17 protein-coding genes and 1 tRNA gene are annotated in these 19,311 nt (G+C 70.6%); 9 read left to right on the forward strand and 9 right to left on the reverse strand.

Annotation, left to right across the window (positions count from 1 at the left end):
• The first annotated feature begins 41 nt into the window (after positions 1–41).
• Positions 42–2,036, forward strand: a complete 1,995-nt coding sequence (locus tag ACFYMM_RS11730) for a YncE family protein (protein ID WP_388385660.1) — start codon at positions 42–44, stop codon at positions 2,034–2,036.
• 47 nt (positions 2,037–2,083) lie between these two features.
• On the opposite strand, the gene ACFYMM_RS11735 is transcribed toward ACFYMM_RS11730, so the two are convergent.
• From ACFYMM_RS11735 to ACFYMM_RS11745, 3 genes are all read right to left on the reverse strand, one after another.
• A complete protein-coding gene (locus ACFYMM_RS11735; RefSeq protein WP_388385661.1) occupies positions 2,084–4,969 on the reverse strand; it encodes a transglycosylase SLT domain-containing protein in 2,886 nt (961 codons plus the stop codon).
• Positions 4,970–5,133: 164 nt separating this feature from the next.
• The gene (locus ACFYMM_RS11740) at positions 5,134–6,090 is read right to left on the reverse strand and encodes a phosphorothioated DNA-binding restriction endonuclease (RefSeq protein WP_388385662.1); all 957 of its coding nucleotides are present in this window, start codon (positions 6,088–6,090) and stop codon (positions 5,134–5,136) included.
• 387 nt (positions 6,091–6,477) lie between these two features.
• On the reverse strand, positions 6,478–6,747 hold the full coding sequence (locus ACFYMM_RS11745) for a DUF3761 domain-containing protein (RefSeq protein WP_388385663.1): 270 nt from the start codon (positions 6,745–6,747) through the stop codon (positions 6,478–6,480).
• A gap of 191 nt (positions 6,748–6,938) precedes the next feature.
• On the opposite strand from ACFYMM_RS11745, the gene ACFYMM_RS11750 reads away from it, so the two are divergent.
• Complete coding sequence (locus ACFYMM_RS11750) at positions 6,939–7,337, forward strand: hypothetical protein (RefSeq protein WP_388385664.1); 399 nt, start codon at positions 6,939–6,941, stop codon at positions 7,335–7,337.
• 96 nt (positions 7,338–7,433) lie between these two features.
• Here ACFYMM_RS11750 and ACFYMM_RS11755 read toward each other — a convergent pair.
• From ACFYMM_RS11755 to ACFYMM_RS11765, 3 genes are all read right to left on the reverse strand, one after another.
• Positions 7,434–7,507 (reverse strand) — tRNA-Pro (locus ACFYMM_RS11755).
• Between the two features lie 33 nt (positions 7,508–7,540).
• On the reverse strand, positions 7,541–8,332 hold the full coding sequence (locus ACFYMM_RS11760; RefSeq protein ID WP_388385665.1) for a Pr6Pr family membrane protein: 792 nt from the start codon (positions 8,330–8,332) through the stop codon (positions 7,541–7,543).
• Positions 8,333–8,500: 168 nt separating this feature from the next.
• A complete protein-coding gene (locus ACFYMM_RS11765) occupies positions 8,501–9,427 on the reverse strand; it encodes a metallophosphoesterase (RefSeq protein WP_388385666.1) in 927 nt (308 codons plus the stop codon).
• Between the two features lie 94 nt (positions 9,428–9,521).
• Here ACFYMM_RS11765 and ACFYMM_RS11770 point away from each other — a divergent pair, with 94 nt between their 5' ends.
• Positions 9,522–9,989 carry a GatB/YqeY domain-containing protein gene (locus ACFYMM_RS11770; protein WP_388385667.1) on the forward strand — a complete coding sequence of 156 codons (468 nt, stop codon included), beginning with the start codon at positions 9,522–9,524 and terminating at the stop codon, positions 9,987–9,989.
• Between the two features lie 195 nt (positions 9,990–10,184).
• Here ACFYMM_RS11770 and ACFYMM_RS11775 read toward each other — a convergent pair whose 3' ends face one another.
• A complete protein-coding gene (locus ACFYMM_RS11775; RefSeq protein ID WP_388385668.1) occupies positions 10,185–12,509 on the reverse strand; it encodes a transglycosylase domain-containing protein in 2,325 nt (774 codons plus the stop codon).
• A gap of 407 nt (positions 12,510–12,916) precedes the next feature.
• Between ACFYMM_RS11775 and wblA the strand changes: the two genes are divergently transcribed.
• A complete protein-coding gene (gene wblA, locus ACFYMM_RS11780; protein WP_067046754.1) occupies positions 12,917–13,255 on the forward strand; it encodes a transcriptional regulator WblA in 339 nt (112 codons plus the stop codon).
• A 104-nt stretch (positions 13,256–13,359) separates the two neighbouring features.
• Here the strand turns inward: wblA and ACFYMM_RS11785 are convergent, their stop codons facing one another.
• Positions 13,360–14,709 carry an ArsA family ATPase gene (locus tag ACFYMM_RS11785; RefSeq protein WP_388385669.1) on the reverse strand — a complete coding sequence of 450 codons (1,350 nt, stop codon included), beginning with the start codon at positions 14,707–14,709 and terminating at the stop codon, positions 13,360–13,362.
• Positions 14,706–15,683, reverse strand: coding sequence for an ArsA family ATPase (locus tag ACFYMM_RS11790; RefSeq protein WP_388385670.1), 978 nt, complete (start codon positions 15,681–15,683; stop codon positions 14,706–14,708). The genes ACFYMM_RS11785 and ACFYMM_RS11790 overlap by 4 nt, the downstream gene beginning before the upstream one ends.
• Before the next feature lie 231 nt (positions 15,684–15,914).
• Here ACFYMM_RS11790 and ACFYMM_RS11795 point away from each other — a divergent pair, with 231 nt between their 5' ends.
• From ACFYMM_RS11795 to ACFYMM_RS11815, 5 genes are all read left to right on the forward strand, one after another.
• Positions 15,915–16,508: a DinB family protein gene (locus tag ACFYMM_RS11795; RefSeq protein ID WP_388385671.1), complete on the forward strand. Its 594-nt coding sequence runs from the start codon at positions 15,915–15,917 to the stop codon at positions 16,506–16,508.
• 105 nt (positions 16,509–16,613) lie between these two features.
• A complete protein-coding gene (locus tag ACFYMM_RS11800; protein WP_388385672.1) occupies positions 16,614–16,790 on the forward strand; it encodes a DUF4177 domain-containing protein in 177 nt (58 codons plus the stop codon).
• On the forward strand, positions 16,787–17,251 hold the full coding sequence (locus ACFYMM_RS11805) for a RidA family protein (RefSeq protein WP_388385673.1): 465 nt from the start codon (positions 16,787–16,789) through the stop codon (positions 17,249–17,251). The genes ACFYMM_RS11800 and ACFYMM_RS11805 overlap by 4 nt, the downstream gene beginning before the upstream one ends.
• A gap of 152 nt (positions 17,252–17,403) precedes the next feature.
• Positions 17,404–18,300, forward strand: a complete 897-nt coding sequence (locus tag ACFYMM_RS11810) for an NUDIX hydrolase (protein ID WP_388385674.1) — start codon at positions 17,404–17,406, stop codon at positions 18,298–18,300.
• On the forward strand, positions 18,297–19,127 hold the full coding sequence (locus ACFYMM_RS11815; protein ID WP_388385675.1) for an MBL fold metallo-hydrolase: 831 nt from the start codon (positions 18,297–18,299) through the stop codon (positions 19,125–19,127). The genes ACFYMM_RS11810 and ACFYMM_RS11815 overlap by 4 nt, the downstream gene beginning before the upstream one ends.
• Positions 19,128–19,311: the final 184 nt, after the last annotated feature.

Consider the following 19,311-nt stretch of genomic DNA (forward strand, 5'->3'; position numbering starts at 1 on the left):
CGACTGGGGCTCTTTTTCGTTCCGGGGGGTTCGAAACCACCGTGCGCATACGCACTCTTCCGGCTACGACCGCGCTCGCGGTCGTCTTCAGTTCGGCCGCGCTCGCGGTCACCTCGGCCGCGCCCGCGCTGGCCGACTCCAGCATCCTCCTGCCGGTCAAGTCGACCGGCGACGTCGTCGTGGACGGCGTCCACCAGCGGGTCTTCATCAGCGACCCGACCAGCGGAAAGGTCGTCGCGACCGACTACAGCGGTACGGTCGTCGGTACCGTCGACTCACTGCCGGGCGTCCGCGGCCTGGAGCTGTCCGCCGACTCCGGCACCCTGTACGCGGCCGTCGGTGACGCCAACGCCATCGTCGCCATCGACACGGCGACCGCCACCGAGGCCCACAGCTACCCGACGGGCGACGGCACGGACCCCGAGTACGTCGCCTACACCGGCGGCAAGCTCTGGTTCGGCTACGGCGGCGCGGCCAAGGGGAACATCGGCTCGCTCGACCTGAGCGGCGCCGCCCCCGTCGTCACCCTGAACCAGGACGCGCGCACCTTCTACCAGGCGCCGATCCTGGACGCCTCACCCGGCGCCCCGGGCACCCTGGTGGCGGGCGTGCCCGGCCAGAGCCCGGTCGAACTCGCCGTGTACGACGTCTCGTCGGGCGCCGCGAGCCGCACCGCGTACGCCTTCGACCCGGGCAGCACCGGTGGCGGCAACCTGCGCGACCTCGCGGTCACTCCGGACGGCAAGGACGTGGTCACCGCCAGCGGATCGCCGTACTACCAGGCGGTCTACAAGCTCTCCGACCTGACGGCGGACGGCAAGTACCAGACCACCAACTACCCGGACGCCGTGGACATCGCGCCGAACGGCGACGTGGCCGCCGGTACGGACTCGATGTACGGATCCGACGTCCACGTCTTCAAGGCGGGCGCCTCGGCTCCCACGAGGGAGTACGACTTCCCCAGCTCCACCGGAGGCAGCGCCTCCGACGAACTGGCGGGCGCGGGCCTGGCCTGGGCACCGGACGAGAGCAAGCTGTTCGCGGTGTCGTACGACAGCAACAAGGTCTACTCGCTGCGGATCTACGACAGCCCGCTGAAGACCGCCAGCACCCTGACGGCGAGCGCCCCGGCCACCGCCGTCCGCGCCAAGCCCCTCACCGTCACCGGCAAGCTGACGTCGGGCACCCTCCCGTCCGGCACGACGGTCTCGGTCACCCGCACCGACGCCGAGTCCCCGTCCGGCACGGCGCTCGGCACGGCGCCGGTCGCCGCCGACGGCTCGTACTCCTTCGCCGACACCCCGCAGGCCGGCGGCAAGGTGACGTACACGGTCAGCTACGCGGGCGACCAGGACCACGCGGGCGCCACCGCCACGAGCACCGTGACGGTCGCCCCCACGGCGACGACGCTGACCCTCTCCAACAACGGTTCGGTGTACTCGTACAACAGCGCGGTGAAGTTCACGGCGCACCTGGGGACGACGTACAAGAACCGCACGGTCGCGATCTACGCCGACCCGTACGGCGCCGACAAGCCCAACAAGCTGGTCAAGTCCGGCACGGTCGACTCCTCCGGCAACCTCTCCGTCACCCTCGACCTCACCCGTGACACCAAGCTCACCGCCCAGTTCACGGGCGACACCCGCTACGCGCCCGCGACGGCCACCAGCACGGTCGGCGCACGCGTCAGCGTCACGAACGGGCTCAGCGGCTACTACACGAGCAAGACGGCGTGGAGCCAGACGTACCGCTACTTCCACCAGTCCAAGGCTCCCGTCCTCACCACGACGATGACGCCCTACCCGGGCCGTAAGTACAAGGTGGAGATGGAGGGTTACTACCAGGGCGCCTGGCGTGCCACGCACTCCGCGTACTTCGTCCTCGGCTCCGGCGGCAAGGCCACGCTCACCCTCGGCGGCACCCCGCCCAAGGGCGTCCGCTTCCGGGTCCGTTCGTCCTACATCGACACGACGTCGGGCGACAACGTGAACTCGACGACGTACGGAACCTGGCAGTACCTCATCTTCACCAGCTGACCCCCGGAGCACGGGCCCGCACCAGCGGGCCCGTGCCTGTTTCCGCACTAGTGCTGCAGGGGTACGAAGGCGAGCGCGTCCCAGGCGATCGAGTCGTCGCCGGTGCCGTCCGCGGTCGCCGAACCCAGCGAGACGCTCGGGGTGCCGTGGAACTCGTACGAACCCAGGGAAACCCAGGTGTTCCTGCCACCGGTGTCCTGGGAGATCGTCCTGTCCACGGTCCTGCCGTCACCCAGGGCGATGTGGTAGGTCGCCTGGCCGGTGTCCGCCTGGTGGTCGGGCAGGTGGACCATGATCTGTGCCCAGCCCCTGATCTTCCGGTCGGGGGTCCAGGTGCCGGTGACGACCGAGTCGGTGTACTTCGGGTCCCGGGTGTGGGTGAACCAGAAGTGGCCACCGAAACCCGAACCGAGCTGATGGAAGTCGATCTTCGACGGATAGACCGTCGCGCCGTTCTGCTCGGCGGAGCCGAACGTGAACGTCAGGGCGCCTCGGCCGACCCAGTTCCGCTTGCCCGCGCAGGGACGGGTGTCGCCGACCCGGAACCTCACGGTGTTCGGTACGTCGTCCACGATCAGGGCGTTCGGCGGCAGGGTGGAGGCGCAGGACGCCGGGTGCAGCGGGGTGGCCGTCGGCTCGGGGTCGGTGGCCTGGTACTTCAGTACCTCGGTGCCGCACGTGGTGGTGCAGTCGGTCCAGGAGACCGGCTCGTGCCACCAGCACTTGAAGTCGTCCCGTTGGCAGGGGCCCACGGGCTGGCCGGACCCGTCGGCCTTGCGGGGCTTGGAGATGTCACAGTCGTCGACGGCGGGCTCGCAGAAGGTGTCGTGCGCGGGCTCGGCGCCCGGCGCGTCGCCGGTCGGCCAGCTGCCGACGGTGAAGGCCGGGCCGGTGGTGCCGGTGGCCGGGTCGGTCTTGCGCTGGGAGTAGGCCGCCCAGCCCAGGACCCGCTCCGGGTAGCTCCACAGGTTGGGGGTGCGGGCGTCGCCGTAGCCGGAGGACAGGAACATCTTCCGGTCCGGCGGGTAGATGCCGTTGGCCGGGTTGTTGAACCAGCCCAGGCCCCAGGGCGCGGCCGGGTCCGAGGCGTTCGGCTGGTTGAGGCCGCTGTTGTACGCCCACAGGGCGAACCACCAGTTCTCCAGGTACTTCGGGTCGCCGCCGTTCGCGAGGACACCCTTGTCGTAGAGCTGGTTCCACTTGTCCTGGAGGATCCGCAGCCCGGCGGCGATGTTGGCCGCGTAGTCCACGGCGACCGCCTTCTGCTGTTCGGCGGTGAAGGTGGTGTCCGACGTCGCCATGCCGCTGGTCACCTGCGCGATGCCGTAACCGCAGTCGGCCGCGGCCCAGTTGACGGTGTGGACGCTGCCGGCGTTGCCGTAGTAGCCGACCTGGACGAAGTTGCCGCTCTCGGCGGCGGACGCCTTGGGGTTGGCCTGCGTCATGTTCGACTCCTGGGCCAGCACGCCGAGCATGATCTGCGCGGGCACCCGTCCGCCGCCCTTGAGCGGAACGGACGGGAACAGACCCTGCGGGGTGTACGACGCGAGGTCGGTGCCGTTCCACCCCTTGCGCCGGCGGACGTCGAGCCTGCCCCGCACGGCGAGGTCGGTCGCCCACTCGACCATGGCGGGCGAGGGCTGGAGCGCTTGCAGGCCGGGGTCGTTGCGGGTGACGGCGCAGGCACGGTCGGGGTCGGTCGTGGTGTGCGCCGGTGAGCCGGCCGCGGCGGCCTGGACCTCGGCCGCGGTGAGGCCGTCCGTGTGCACTCCGCCGTCCGCGGTGGCCGCGCGCCCGGACAGCGCCGGGGACTGCGCGGCGCCCTGCGAACGCCGCGACGCTCCGGGTTCGACCCGGAAGCCGAGGGCGGTGCCGGTCCCCGGGAGGACGGCCTTGATGCCGACCGGCCGCGCGGCGCCGTCGGCGGCGGTCGCGCCCGTTCTTCCGGCGCCGGCGGCCCCCGTGCCGCTGCCGACGGACGTCAGGGCCAGCGAGCCGGTGGTGGACACGTCGGCCGCGGCCGGTACGTCCAGCGCCGTCCAGCTCTTCGGCAGAGCGGATCGCGCTACGGCCTTCCGCGCGTCCTCGCCGGTCACGAAGACCCGCCCGCCGTTGCCGCGCACCGCCAGGGTACCGAGCGGGCCGGAGCCGAGCAGCCGGTCCAGGCCGCCGGCGGTGACCCGTCGGACCTGCACCGTCTTCTCAGCGGCCGGGACCTGGTAGGCGAGACCGCCGTGCGCGTCCGGCACCAGCCGGAACGGCGTTCCCGCCGTGCGGGCCAGGGTGTGCGAGAGCCCCCGGCGGTTCACCGAGACCACCAGGTCACCGGAGGCCGCCGCGATCCCGCCCGCGAAGGGCACGGCGGACGTCAGCCGTCCCGCCACGGTCTGCCGCCGTACCAGCTTTCCCTGCCGGGCGTCGACGGTCAGCAACCGGGTGCCGTCACCCTGCGGCCGGGAGAGCACGGCCTGCTCGCCGTCGCCGCACCCGGGGTCGAAGTAGGCGAGGGAGACCAGCTCCGGCAGCTTGGTCACCCTGCCGTCGGTCAGGTCGACCACGGCGGCGAAACCGCCTTCCTCGAAGCCCTGTCGGTCGTTGACCGCCTGCCGGGGCGCGTAGACCACCACGGCACGGTCGCCCGACGCCGTCACACAGCTCTGCCCGATCCACTGGTCGGTGTCGACGCCCGGCTCGGAGAGGGTGGCCGCGGTACGCCACTTGTAGGCGTGCGCGGCGTCGGCGACCAGCACGTGCAGTCCGGTGGAGTCACCGTCATAGGTGACGACACGGTCGCCCGACCGCTGCCAGCCTTGGGGCAGCCGGGAGGTGTCGGTCACCCGGTCCGGCAGCGACGAGCCGGCCGAGGGGGCGGAGGAGTCGGTCAGGGCGGCCGATGCCAGCGGTGCGACGAGCGCCAGCGCCAGTACGGACATGGCTCCGGCGGCGGCCACCCGACCGCGCCGGCTTTTCGGCCCGCGCCGGCGATGCCTTCCCTCTGGATGTTCACGAGAAGCGCGCAAGGTGTTTGGTTCCGTCTTCACTTGTACAGGTCGGATACCGGCTGTGACGCGTCCCCCCGCCGGTGAGCCGGAAGCTATCAATCCGACGTGTCCGTACCAGGAATCCCGGGAGGATTACCGGACGGTATCCTTGAAACTTCCGCAAACGCGGTCGGGCGTGGGCTGCCGTGGAAGACCTGGCTGGTGTGCCAGGAGCGGTGGGCTGCCGAGATGGGCGGGCTGCCGGGTTGAGGGCCCATGAGCGGACGGCCGGAGAGCGCGGTGACATGCTCGCGGGCAGCCGGGCTGCGGCCGATGAACTGCTGTGAGACCAGGACGCGGTGACCGTCGCCTATGCCGAGGACGCCCTTGTCGAAGAGCTTGTGGTGCAGCGAGCACAGGCACAGACCGTTGTCGACGTCGTCCGGGCCGTCGAACGCCCACCAGCGCACGTGCGCGGCCTCCAGTCCGACCGGCGCCGCGCCGATCATGCCGTCGTAACCGCAGAACGCGCACTGGTACTCGTAGGCGGTCAGCACCATCTCCCGCATCCGGCGGTCCCGCTGCCGCCTCCCGGGCGCTGCCAGGGCGTCGGTCTCCGCCAGCTCCAGTTCCAGACCCACCGCGTCGCACAGGTCCTGGTGCAGCGACGCCGGGAAGTGCAGGTCCAGCAGCACCCTTGCCATGCGGCCCAGCAGCGACGGTTCCCGCCGGAGCGCCGCCCGAAGGTCCGGGGCCAGCCGCCCGGTGGCCCGGCTGGCCCGCAGTTCCCGCACCCCGGTGCCCGGGCTGCCGGCGCCGTGCTCGGTCCGCACCTCCCACACCCCGTCGCTGACCAGACGGTGGAAGGGGTAGGCGGGCGTGGTCCCGCGCGGCGGACCGTACTCCACCAGCAGCCGCTTGAGATCCGCCTCCACCGCGCTGTACGGCAACTCGTCCCCGGCATCAGCCTGAAACCGGCCCAGCGCGTACAGCAGCAGCAACGGCTTGTGCGGCGCCCGCACCCCGTCCCGGCTCCACTGCCTCAACTTCGCGGCCCGCTCCAGCCAGTCCATGACGGTGATCGTAGTGATGCCTGCCCGCACCTCAAGCTGTCCGGGCGACAACTCCTCCTGCACCCGCCGGCCCGCCATTGCCTTTGCAGCGCGGCGCACCTCCGCCGGGATGGCACAGGACGTTCGGCCGCCGGCAACTCGTAGTCCGCGCCGGAGGTTTCGCAGCGACCTCCGCCTCGACCTGCCGCACAACCCACGACCTCTTCGTCCCGAAGCAACTCAGGTGGGTGCCGGACCTGGGTCTGGGATGTCTCTCACCTGCTGCGACGGTCCGTAGGGGTACGCGGGTGTCCGCCGCTGTCCGTCGGTGCTGTCACGCAGCCCCCCACGCACCCGCACTTGCACCCGCGCTTCATGCCCCGTCCGGTACGGCGCTTGCCCGGCGGCTTACTTGAACCAGTAGCGGACGCCGTGGTGGTGGGAACAAGTGCCCTGCGAGTGCCGCGAGTAGGACAGCGTGGCATCCACGCACTTCGCGGTCTCGTACTTGTCCTTGGGCTTCTGGTGGTGAGTCCAGCCGCACACGCCCGTGGTGTGGGCGACGCAGTGGTGGGCGGTGTTGGTGGACGGCAACGTCACCGCGAATGCGCTCGGTGCGCTGAAGAAGACGCCGGACACGGCGACAGCTATGGCCGAGACGGCAAGACGAGCACGCAAAGGGACCCCCCCTTTTTGAGTCGGACAAGTGCAGGGGGACTGTATACGGGTTTCAACCAATCGGTGGCTCGTATGGAATTTCCCGCACACGAGGTGGGTCGCGCCGGGGCTGATCCCGTCGGCCGGTGTCGGCGCATCCCCGCCTCCGCCATGGGCGACCTCATTCGCGGGCAGATGGAGCGTGCGGCCTGATGACCAAGCGTCGGAGTCGCGGTGACGGTGGTCTGCACCGGGACGAGAAGAGACAGCGGTGGATCGCCACGGCGAACCTCGGCTTTGATCCGAGCGGCGAGCGGATCGTGAAGCGGGGGAGTGGCAAGACCAAGACCGAAGCCGGGAACAGGCTCAAGGAGGTGCTGCGGGACCACCACGGGATCAAACCGGACGAGTGGACGCCGAGGGAGCTGCGACACAGTTTCGTGTCCCTGCTGTCCGACCGGAGCGTCCCGCCGGAGGAGATCTCCCGGCTCGTCGGGCACTCCGGGACGGCCGTGACCGAGGGGGTGTACCGGAAGCAGATCCGGCCTGTGATCCAGACCGGCGCGGTGGTCATGGACGGGATCTTCGGAGCGCAGGAGCGGCGGCCGTAGACACGCGAAAGCGGTAGTCACGCAGTTAGACACGCAGCGAAACCAGGTGAGGCACCTACTAGTGACTAGTAGGTGCCTCACCTGGTGTTTCAGCTGTCGGGGTGGCGGGATTTGAACCCACGACCTCTTCGTCCCGAACGAAGCGCGCTGCCAAGCTGCGCTACACCCCGATGTCGCTGCTCGTCGCGGCGACGTCGTTTACTTTAGCCCACTGGTGGCTGGAGACGAAATCCGGTTTTGGCGCGGCGGCGGATCGGGTTCGGGCGGGTGTGGTCGAGGGCGACCAGGAGGACGGCGAGGGCGTAGAAGGAGAGGCCGAGCAGGAGGGCGTTGGCGAGGACCGAGCGGTAGCCGTGCTGGTCGACGTCGAGGAAGGGGTAGAGGTAGTGGGGCGGGGTGCCGGGCAGGAGGAATTCGGCTCGGGTGAGGGAGAAGGCCAGGTAGGCGAGGGGGTAGAGGAGCCAGGTCGCCGTCTGGCGCAGGTGCAGGCGGGTCGGGTTGGTGAGGAGCAGCCAGTCCAGGACCGCCGCCGTGGGGACGGCCGTATGGAGGATCTGGAGGGCCGTCCACCGGGCGTGCCAGCGGGGCGGTGCCGTGACGGCTTCCGTCATGGCGAACGGGGGCGTCGTGTGGGCCAGCAGCAGGTGGTAGACCAGGGCCGCGATCACGGCGTAGAGGAGTGCCGCGCCCGTCAGGGCGGCGGGGAGGGGGCGGCGTGCCCGCCAGGCGCGGTGGGCCGAGACGAGCATCACCAGGGCGAGCAGGGCGTTGCTCTGGACGCTGAAGTAGCTCAGGGTGCGGGACGGGCTGCCCAGGAGGAGTTCCAGGGCGATGCCGGCGGCCGCCGTCAGCGCGGTCAGGAGGCGGAACGCCGCGGTCAGGGGGCGGGGGTAGGGGGCCACCACCGCCGTGGCCGGGACGGGTGAGGGCTGCAGCGGGGGCCGGCCCGGGACCGCGGGCAGGTCCGGGATGTCCCTGGGTATCGGGGCGGTCATGCCCTCACGCTAGGGAAACGGTGCGAAACGGGCGATGTGGGTGGGCCGAGTGAGGTACCCGCCCCGCGCCGCAAGCGCCCGGCCGCGCCCTACTCCGTCCGGCACCGTGCGCCGTCCTGTCCCGCCCCCCGTCCTGCCCCCGTGCCTCGACCTACGCCCGTGCCTCGGCTACTCCCGCCCCACCAGCGTCAGCAAGGTCGCCTCCGGCGGGCACGCGAACCGTACCGGTGTGTAGCGGTTCGTGCCGCAGCCCGCCGATACGTGGAGGTAGGACGTGTGACCCTCCGCCGTGTGCGTGGACAGGCCCTTGACGCGGTCGGTGTCGAGGTCGCAGTTGGTGACCAGGGCGCCGTAGAAGGGGACGCAGATCTGGCCGCCGTGGGTGTGGCCGGCCAGGATCAGCGGGTAGGCGTCCGCCGTGTACGCGTCCAGGACGCGCAGGTACGGTGCGTGCACCACGCCCATCGAGAAGTCGACGGAGGCGGAGGGGCCGCCGGCCACCCGCGCGTAGCGGTCGCGCTTGATGTGCGGGTCGTCCAGGCCGGTCAGCTCGACGGAGACGCCCTCGACCTTCAGGACACCCCGCGTGTTGGTCAGGTTCAGCCAGCCCGCCGCGTCGAAGCCGTCGCGCAGGTCCTCCCACGGGTTGTGGATCGCGCCGACCGCCGGCGCGTTGCCGTTCAGGCCGTGGCGGCCGCTCGCCTTCTCCAGCAGGTAGCGGGCGGGGTTGCGGGGCTTGGGGCCGTAGTAGTCGTTGGAGCCGAAGACGTAGGCGCCGGGGAAGTCCATCAGCGGGCCGAGCGCGTCGAGGACCTCGGGGACGCCCTCGGGGTCGGAGAGGTTGTCGCCCGTGTTGATCACGAAGTCGGGGCGCAGGCCCGCCAGCGAGCGCAGCCAGCGCTGCTTCTTGCGCTGACCGCCGACCATGTGGATGTCGGAGACCTGGAGCACACGCAGCGGGCCCATGCCCGGCGGCAGGACCGGCACCGTCACCCGTCGCAGCCGGAAGGAGCGGGCTTCGAATCCCGCCGCATACGCCAGACCGGCGGCGCCGGCCGCCGCAATTCCCAGGGGTACTCCGTATCGCGCGCGCATACGACCATCGTGTCAGACGGGGGAGGGGCCTCGAGACCGGGCGACCGCTAAATCAGCGGGCGTTCGGACTCGCGCACCTGCGACAATCGGAGCCATGACCACCACGCTCAAGTCGAAGCTGCACGACGACCTCAACGCCGCGATCAAGGAGCGCGACGAGCTGCGCTCCTCGACGCTCCGGCTGACGCTCGCCGCGATCACCAAGGAGGAGGTCGCGGGCAAGGAGAAGCGGGAGCTGTCCGACGACGAGGTCCTCAAGGTGATCACCAAGGAGGCCAAGAAGCGCCGCGAGGCCGCGGACGCGTTCGCCCAGGGTGGTCGTCCCGAGTCCGCGGAGCGGGAGAAGGCGGAGGGCGAGGTTCTCGCCGAGTACCTGCCCCGGCAGCTGTCCGACGAGGTGCTGGAGGAGATCGTCGCCCAGGCGGTCGCGGAGGCGAAGGCGGCCGGTGCGGAGGGGCCGCGGGCCATGGGCGCCGTGATGAAGATCGTGAACCCGAAGGTGGCCGGCCAGGCCGAGGGCGGCCGCGTCGCCGCCGTGGTGAAGAAGCTCCTCGCCGGCTGACCAAGACTGAAAACTCCTCGGCGGCTGACCAAGACTGAAAGCTCGCTGGCCAAGGCTGACCAAGCCTGGCCAGGCGGGATCACTTCACGACCGGCCCAGCGCACCGAGACCGTCGCGGCGCGCCACGACCCGAAACGGGGCCGCACCCTCGGTTCACCCGAGGGTGCGGCCCCGCCGCCGTTCATGAGGGTCCGGTCAGCGGCGTGGCCCGCCGTTGGCGTTCCCGTTGTTCCCGCCGTTGCCCTGCCCCTGGATGAAGCCGGCCGGGATGGAGAAGGTCGGCGTCGGGAAGCCGTTGCCGCCGCCCGTGTCGCCGCCGGTGGCGCCCGTCGTACCGCCGTTGGTCAGGCCGCCGATGAGGCCGCCGATCACACCGCCGGTGTTGTCGCCGTTCTTCCCGTTGCCGTCACCGTTGCCGTTCCCATGGCCGCGGCCCTTGCCCTTGTTGTCGTCGGGGATGTCGATGAGATGGAAGTCGGGGGCGGGCCTGCCGTCCAGGGCGCCGGTCATCATGTCCCGCCAGATCGGTCCGGGGACCTCACCACCGAAGACCTTGTCGCGCGTGACGCCGCCGATGCTGATGTTGATCATGCGCCGCTTGTGTGCGGGGTCGCCGACCCAGACCGCGCCCGCCATGTTGGGGGTGTAGCCGACGAACCAGGCCGCGTAGCGGTTGTCCGTCGTACCGGTCTTGCCCGCGCTCGGGCGGTCGCCGAGGCCGGCCTGCTGGCCGGTGCCGTCCTCGACCACGCCCTTGAGGAGCGTGCTGACGGTGTCCGCGGTCTTCTCCGACATCGCGCGCGAGCAGGTGGACTTCGGCACGTCCAGGGACTTCTTCTCGCTGCCGATGGTCTGCGTGATCGACTCGATGGCGATCGGCGTGCAGTACATGCCGCGCGAGGCGAAGGTCGCGTACGCGTTCGCCATCGTCAGCGGCGACATCTCCTGGGTGCCGAGCGCGATGGACGGCGCCTGGTCGATCTTGCGGGCGTCGGCGCGGGCCACGCCCATCTTGCCGGCCATCTGGATGACCGGGCAGATACCGATGTCGCTGATCAGCTGCACGTAGTAGGTGTTGACCGACTTGGCGGTCGCTTCCTTCATGCCGTACGGCCCGTGCTCCGACTCGTTCTCGTTGGTCAGCTTGGCCGGCTTGTTCGGGTCGTTGCGCCAGGTCTTGCCGTCACAGATGGACACCGGGCTCGGATAGGGCATCTCGTACGGCGACGGGTACTGCTGGGTGGCCGGCTTGCCCCCCTCTATGGCGGCCGCGGCCACGATCGGCTTGAACGTGGAACCGGGCTGGTAGCCGGCGCCGCCGCCCATGTCCTGGTCGACGGAGAGGTTGATCTGCGTCTCGTTCCGGCCGAAGCCGTACGGACGGGACTGGCCCATGGCGAGGATCTTGCCGGTGCCGGGCTCGACGATGGTGGCGGCGGTCGCCACGGCATCGCTCTTGTAGACGTGGTCCTTGATCGACGCCTGCGCGGATTCCTGCGCCTGCGGGTCGAGCGTCGTACGGATCGTCAGACCGCCCTGGTTCCACGTCTTGGCGCGGATCGCGCGGGTCTTGCCGAAGACCGGGTTGTTCAGGAACGTTTCGCGCACGTAGTCGCAGAAGAAGCCGGCGCCCTTGACCGCGGTGATGCAGCCGTTCTTCGGCTGGCTCGGGTTGAGCCCGAGCGGCTTCTCCTTGGCCGCGTCCGCCTCCGCCTGCGAGATGTCGCCGACCTCGGCCATGCGCTGCAGGACGATGTTGCGCCGCTTGGTGGCCTCGGCCTCGTCGTTCACCGGGTCGTAGCGGCTCGGGGACTGGACGATGCCCGCGAGCAGCGCCGCCTGCGGGAGGGTGAGGTCCTTGGCGTGCTTGGAGAAGTAGCGCTGGGAGGCCGCCTCGACGCCGTAGGCCTGCTCGCCGAAGAAGGTGATGTTGAGGTAGTTCTCGAGGATCTTCTTCTTGCCGAGCTTCTCCTCGATCTGGATCGCGTACTTCAGCTCGCGGATCTTGCGACCGATGGTCTGCTGGGTGGCCTCCGCGACCTTCGTCGGGTCGTCGCCGGCTTCCTCGATGAAGTAGTTCTTCACCAGCTGCTGGGTGAGCGTGGAGGCGCCCTGGGCGACCCCGCCGCTCTGCGCGTTCTTGTTCAGGGCGCGCAGGACGCCCTTCAGGTCGATGGCGCCGTGCTGGTAGAAGCGCGAGTCCTCGATCGCGACGATCGCCTTCTGCATGTACGGCGAGATGTCCTTGAGGTCCACCACCGTACGGTCACGGGAGTACACCATGGCGATCTGCTTGCCCTCGGCGTCCAGTATGGTCGTACGCTGGCTGAGCTGCGGACTCTTCAGGTTGGCCGGGATGTCGTCGAAGCTCTGGACCGACCCCTTGGCCACAAGTCCGAGCGCGCCTGCGGCGGGCAGGGCGATGCCCGCCATCACGGCTCCCGCGAGCACACTGACACCGAGGAACTTGGCGGCCTGCTGCGTCGCCGACAGGCCACCGCCCGAGCGCTTCTTTGGCATGAGGGCAGCCTACGTTCTCATTCGCCGGACACGCGTATATGCCTTGGCCTAAGCTGCAATCAACTGTCACAGCAGTGAGGCCACGTATCAATACGTCCGGCGACCCCGAATCGTTCCGGAAGTAGCCCGGCTTTTTGGTGGGGGCGTGTCCGAATCCGCCTCGTGTGTCACTTCGCGTCCGTTGTGGCGCATCACGGCTGTACCGGTTTGCCGGAATGATCACGCATGTCGCCAGCTCACTCCCGCGGGTGATCTGCCGCTTACCCATAGTCCGTTCGGGCCATTCAAGATTGGGCCCGAAGGGGGTGTTGCGCTGTGCCCACCTTCCGTAACGTCCTCAACTGGCAGCGGTGCATATGCCGCTGCCGCCGTGGGGGAGCCTCGATTCGGGAGAGGACGGCGCCGGTATGGGCTGGGTAACCGACTGGAGTGCGCAGGCCGCCTGCCGCACTACCGATCCGGATGAACTGTTCGTGCAGGGAGCAGCGCAGAACAGGGCCAAGGCGGTGTGCACCGGATGTCCGGTACGCACGGAATGCCTGGCCGATGCGCTGGACAATCGCGTCGAGTTCGGCGTGTGGGGAGGCATGACGGAGCGGGAGCGGCGCGCGCTGCTGCGCAGGCGGCCCACCGTGACCTCCTGGCGCCGGCTCCTGGAGACCGCGCGCTCGGAGTACGAGCGCGGAACCGGGATCGTGCCCCTCGACAGTGACGAGGTGTACGAGCACTACGCGGCGGTCAGCTGAGTACCTGGCGGTCAGCCAAGTACCTGGCGGTCAGCCCGCATCCCTCGCGGCCGGACGAGCGTTCCTCGCGGTCAGCCGAGGGCGGCGTACACCTTCAGGATCCTTCAGGGCAGCTCCGGCCGTTCGGCCGCGAGCCGGTCCCCGATGTCCCGCAGTCCCGCGAGGTCGTGCACATCGCCGGGCAGCGCGGCCACTTCCACCACCGCCACCTCGGGGTGCCGGGCGGTGAAGCGGTCACGCGTGCGCTGCTCTCGGGAGAGCAGGTGCATGCGCTCGGCGTGCAGCCTCAGCAGACCCGCGGTGAGCCGGTCGACGGGAGACTCCGTCGTAGAGGATCCCGAAGCGACGGATTCCACCTCGGGGGTCTTCGAGGCGGGCGCCGGTGACGTGGGCTCAGGCGTGGGCGTGGGCGATTCTGAACTGTCGTACGTGTCGGGAGAGTTACGAAGTCCAGCTTTCCCGGCCCCCTGATCCACAATGCGGGGCTCCTCAAGATTTTCTGCGGCTTCGAGCGCCCGTTCGGCGGACAGCCGTTCGGCGCCGCTGCCGTGGACCCGGTTGAGCACCAGACCCACCAGGGGCATGTCCTCCGCGGCCAGCCGCTCCACGAAGTACGCGGCCTCGCGCAGCGCGTCCCGCTCCGGGGCCGCCACCACCAGGAAGGCCGTACCGGGGGCCTGGAGCAGCTTGTACGTGGCGTCCGCGCGGGTACGGAAACCACCGAAGGTGGTGTCCATCGCGGCCACGAACGTCTGCACGTCCTTCAGCAGCTGACCGCCCAGCAGCTTGCCCAGGGTGCCGGTCATCATCGACATGCCGACGTTCAGGAACGCCATCCCCGCGCGCCCGCCCAGCTTGGCCGGCGCCGTCAGCAGCCGGATCAGCCGGCCGTCCAGGAACGAGCCGAGCCGCTTCGGCGCGTCCAGGAAGTCCAGCGCCGAACGGGACGGCGGGGTGTCGACCACGATCAGGTCCCACTCGTCCCGGGCCCGCAGCTGCCCCAGCTTCTCCATCGCCATGTACTCCTGCGTGCCCGCGAAGCCCGCCGAAAGCGACTGGTAGAAGGGGTTGGCCAGGATCGCGGCGGCCCGCTCGGGATCCGCGTGCGCCTCGACGACCTCGTCGAAGGTGCGCTTCATGTCGAGCATCATCGCGTGCAGTTCGCCGTCACCGTCGGTGCCCTTCACCCGGCGGGGCACGTTGTCCAGCGAGTCGATGCCCATGGACTGGGCGAGCCTGCGCGCCGGGTCGATGGTGAGGACGACGACCTTGCGGCCCCGCTCGGCCGCCCTGAGCCCCAGGGCCGCGGCGGTCGTCGTCTTGCCGACCCCGCCCGATCCGCAGCACACCACGATCCGGGTCTTCGGGTCGTCGAGCAGCGGATCGACGTCCAGCACGCGCGCGGGGGAGAGGCGGCGGGCGCCCTCCTGGGCAGTCGCCGGGTCCGGACTCATGTCATTCCCTGCTTCCGCAGCTCGGTGGCGAGTTCGTACAGCCCCGCCAGATCCATGCCTTCGGCGAACAGCGGCAGTTCGTGCAGCGGCAGGTCCAGCTCGCCCAGGACCGCCCGCTGCTCCTGCTCCAGGGCGTACCGCTCGGCGTACTGCGCCGCCTGCTCCAGCAGCGGGTCCACCAGCTTCTCCGCGTTCCCGCCCCGGCGCGCCCCGCCCAGCCCCGCGGCCGACAGCGACTGGGCCACGGCGGTGCGCGGCACCCCGCGTACGAGTTCCAGGTCGGCCGCGTCCAACACCCGCGGCCGCACCATGTTCACGATGACCCGGCCCACCGGCAGCCGAGCCCCGCGCAGTTCGGCGATGCCGTCCGCGGTCTCCTGGACCGGCATCTCCTCCAGCAGCGTCACCAGGTGAACCGCCGTCTCCGGCGACTTGAGCACCCGCATGACGGCCTGCGCCTGATTGTGTATCGGACCGATCTTCGCGAGGCCGGCGACCTCGTCGTTGACGTTGAGGAAGCGGGTGATGCGCCCGGTGGGCGGGGCGTCCATGACGACGTAGTCGTAGGCGAACCGCCCGCTCCTGTCCTTGCGCCGCACCGCCTCGCACGCCTTGCCGGTCAGCAGGACGTCCCGCAGACCCGGCGCGACGGTGGTCGCGAAGTCGATGGCCCCGAGCTTCTTCAGGGCTCTGCCCGCACCGCCCAGCTTGTAGAACATCTGGAGGTAGTCCAAAAGGGCCAGTTCGGGGTCGATGGCCAGGGCGAACACCTCCCCGCCCCCTGGAGCGACCGCGATCTTCCGTTCCTCGTACGGCAACGCCTCTGTCTCGAAGAGCTGTGCGATGCCCTGCCGGCCCTCGACCTCGACGAGGAGCGTCCGCTTCCCCTCCGTGGCCAGGGCCAGCGCGAGTGCGGCGGCGACCGTCGTCTTTCCGGTCCCGCCCTTGCCGCTGACGACCTGGAGCCTGCTCACGTCTTCGAGCCTAACCAGTCCCGCCGACGACCACGCGGGAGGCTGTGGACAACAGGGGCCGTAGTCGGCCACATGTCCGGAGGACGACAGCGGCCCCAGCCGACCGCTCCGTTATCGCCACAAACCACCGCGGCATGCCGTGGCCTGCGGTTATGCCCGTCCGGGCCGCACCGGCGGACCGGTTTGCCGGTCCTTCTGGACAAAGATCGCACGAGCGGCAGACTGGCCCGCATGACCGCATCGGATCCCAAGGCCGACCTTCACCGGTACCTGCAGTCCGCCCGTGACGCCCTGCTGTGGAAGCTCGAAGGGCTCACCGAGTACGACGTACGCCGCCCGCTGACACCGACCGGCACCAACCTGCTGGGCCTGGTCAAACACGTGGCCGGCGTGGAGCTGGGCTACCTCGGGGACACCTTCGGACGGCCGTCCGGCGAGGCCCTGCCCTGGCTCGAGGACGCTGCCGAGACCAACGCGGACATGTGGGCCACCGCAGACGAGTCACGCGAGCACATCGTGGCGCTGTACCGCCGGGCGTGGGCACACGCGGACGCGACGATCGACGCGCTGGCCCTGGACACGATCGGCAGGGTGCCGTGGTGGCCCGACGGCAGGGACGAGGTGACGTTGCATCATGCCGTGGTGCGCGTGATCGCCGACACGCACCGGCACGCCGGGCACGCCGACATCCTCCGGGAGCTGACGGACGGCGCGGTGGGGATGAACAACGGCAACGGCAGCATGGCGCCGGGTGACTCCGCCTGGTGGGAGGACTACCGGGGCCGGCTGGAGCGCGCGGCGCGGGAAGCCGGCCGAGGCGCATGACGGGGGCCGGATCAGCGGGGACCGCAGCCGTTGACCCGTCGGTGGGACCGTCGTGTGTAGCCTGCGACGTGAAAGTTCATACCGCTTACCACCTGGGGTGTTGTCATGGCTGATCCTCGCCGTCGTTCGTGGGAGTACGCGACCGTGCCGCTGCTCGTCCATGCCACGAAGCAGATTCTGGACACCTGGGGCGAGGACGGCTGGGAACTCGTCCAGGTCGTGCCCGGGCCGAACAACCCCGAGCAGCTCGTGGCCTACCTGAAGCGGGAGAAGCAGGCGTGAGCGCGGTCGAGGCCAAGCTGGCCGAACTGGGCCTGGCCCTCCCTGAGGTGGTACCGCCGCTGGCCGCGTACCAGCCGGCCGTGCGGTCCGGGGTGTACGTCTACACCGCCGGCCAGCTGCCGATGGTGGAGGGCAAGCTCCCGGTCACCGGCAAGGTCGGTGCGGAGGTCACCCCCGAGGAGGCCAAGGACCTGGCCCGCGTCTGCGCGCTGAACGCGCTGGCCGCCGTCAAGTCCGTCACCGGCGACCTGGACCGCATCGCGCGCGTGGTGAAGGTCGTCGGTTTCGTCGCCTCGGCCGCCGACTTCACCGGCCAGCCCGGTGTCGTCAACGGCGCCAGCGAGCTGCTCGGTGAGGTCCTCGGCGACAAGGGCGTGCACGCCCGCAGCGCGGTGGGCGTCGCGGTGCTGCCGCTGGACGCGCCGGTGGAGGTCGAGATCCAGGTGGAGCTGGAGCCGTAGCCCACCGACCCGGACACGTCCCGTGCCGAGGGCCCGCGGTACCCCGGTGCCGCTGACCTGGGCCATGTCAACCCCCTGACCTCGGGTGCCTCGGCTTCGGCGACCTCGGGCACCTCTCGAACATTCGCGCGCCACGGGATAGCCTCGCGCCCATGGCGAATGGGCAGTGGTATCCCAAGGAGTGGCCGGAACGCATTCGTGCGCTCGCCGACGGCACCCTCACGCCGGTGCCGACCAAGCGGGCGGCCACGGTGATGCTCCTGAAGGACACGCCCACCGGGCCCGCCGTCCACATGCTGCGCAGACGCGCCTCCATGGCCTTCGCCGGAGGCGCGTACGCGTATCCCGGCGGCGGTGTGGACCCGCGCGACGACGACCACCGGATCCGCTGGGCGGGTCCCACGCGCGCGTGGTGGGCCGAACGGCTCGGCGTCGAGGACAGCGACGCCCAGGCCGTCGTCTGCGCGGCCGTGCGGGAGACCTACGAGGAGGCGGGCGTCCTGCTCGCCGGGCCCGCCCCCGACGCGGTGGTCGGCGACACCACGGGCGAGGACTGGGAGGCCGACCGTGCCGCGCTGGTCGCCCGTGACCTGTCCTTCGCACAGTTCCTCGACCGCCGGGGCCTGGTCCTGCGCTCCGACCTGCTGGGCGCCTGGACGCGCTGGATCACGCCGGAGTTCGAGGCCCGTCGCTACGACACCTGGTTCTTCGTGGCCGCCCTCCCCCAGGGGCAGCGCACCCGCAACGCCTCCACGGAGGCCGACCGGACGGTGTGGATCCGCCCCGAGGAGGCCGCCGCCGGCTACGACAGGGGCGAGCTGCTGATGATGCCGCCCACCATCGCCACCCTGCGCCAGCTGACGCCGTACGCCGGTGCCGCCGAGGCGCTCGCCGCCGCACCCGCGCGCGACCTCACGCCCGTCCTGGCGCGGGCCCGCCTGGTCGACGGCGAGATCGTCCTGTCCTGGCCGGGCCACGACGAGTTCACCAAACACATCCCGTCGACCGCGACCGCACAGACCGCCCCGACCGGTGGAGGCCCCGCATGACGGACGCAGCAGCCCTGCCCGGCCAGCCCCGGGGCGTGGTCCTGACGGGGCCCGCCACCGAACGGGCCGTCAACGTCCTGGCGCCCAACGCCTCCGCGATGACCCTGGACGGCACCAACACCTGGATCGTCGCCGAGCCCGACTCCGACCTGGCCGTGGTGATCGACCCCGGTCCGCTGGACGACACCCATCTGCGCGCCGTCATCGACACGGCGGAGCAGGCCGGCAAGCGCGTCGCCGTCACCCTGCTCACCCACGGCCATCCCGACCACGCCGAGGGCGCCGTCCGCTTCGCCGGGTTGACCGGCACCAAGGTGAGGGCGCTGGACCCGGCGCTGCGGCTGGGCGACGAGGGCCTGGGCGCCGGGGACGTGGTCACCGTCGGCGGCCTGGAGCTGAGGGTCGTACCGACCCCCGGCCACACCGCGGACTCCCTGTGCTTCCACCTGCCGGCCGACCGGGCCGTCCTGACCGGCGACACCATCCTCGGGCGCGGTACGACGGTCGTGGCACACCCGGACGGCCGCCTCGGGGACTACCTGGACTCCCTGCGACGGCTGAGGTCCCTGACGGTCGACGACGGCGTCCACACGGTGCTGCCGGGCCACGGGCCGGTCCTGGAGGACGCCCAGGGCGCCGTCGAGTTCTACCTCGCCCACCGCGCCCATCGCCTCGCCCAGGTCGAGACGGCCGTAGAGGACGGCTACCAGACCCCTTCCGAGGTCGTGGCCCACGTGTACGCCGACGTGGACCGCACCCTGTGGCCGGCGGCGGAACTGTCGGTGCGGGCGCAGTTGGACTACCTGCTGGAGCACGGACTGATCTAGTGCCGCGGCAGGCAACGTCGCCCGTCAAGGAGCGGCGTCCGGTGCGTGCTCTGGGGGTCCCCCCCCGGCCGGAGGCTGGGGGAGTGCCGGCCGGAAGTCCTCGTACTGGACGTACTTGGGCTTTCGGCCGGTGCGGCGAAGGGGATCCCCCCGCCCGAGGCGGCGAAGCCGGTTCGAGGGTGGG

The sequence above is a fragment of the Streptomyces sp. NPDC006739 genome (assembly GCF_042869815.1).
Classification (GTDB): Bacteria; Actinomycetota; Actinomycetes; order Streptomycetales; family Streptomycetaceae; genus Streptomyces.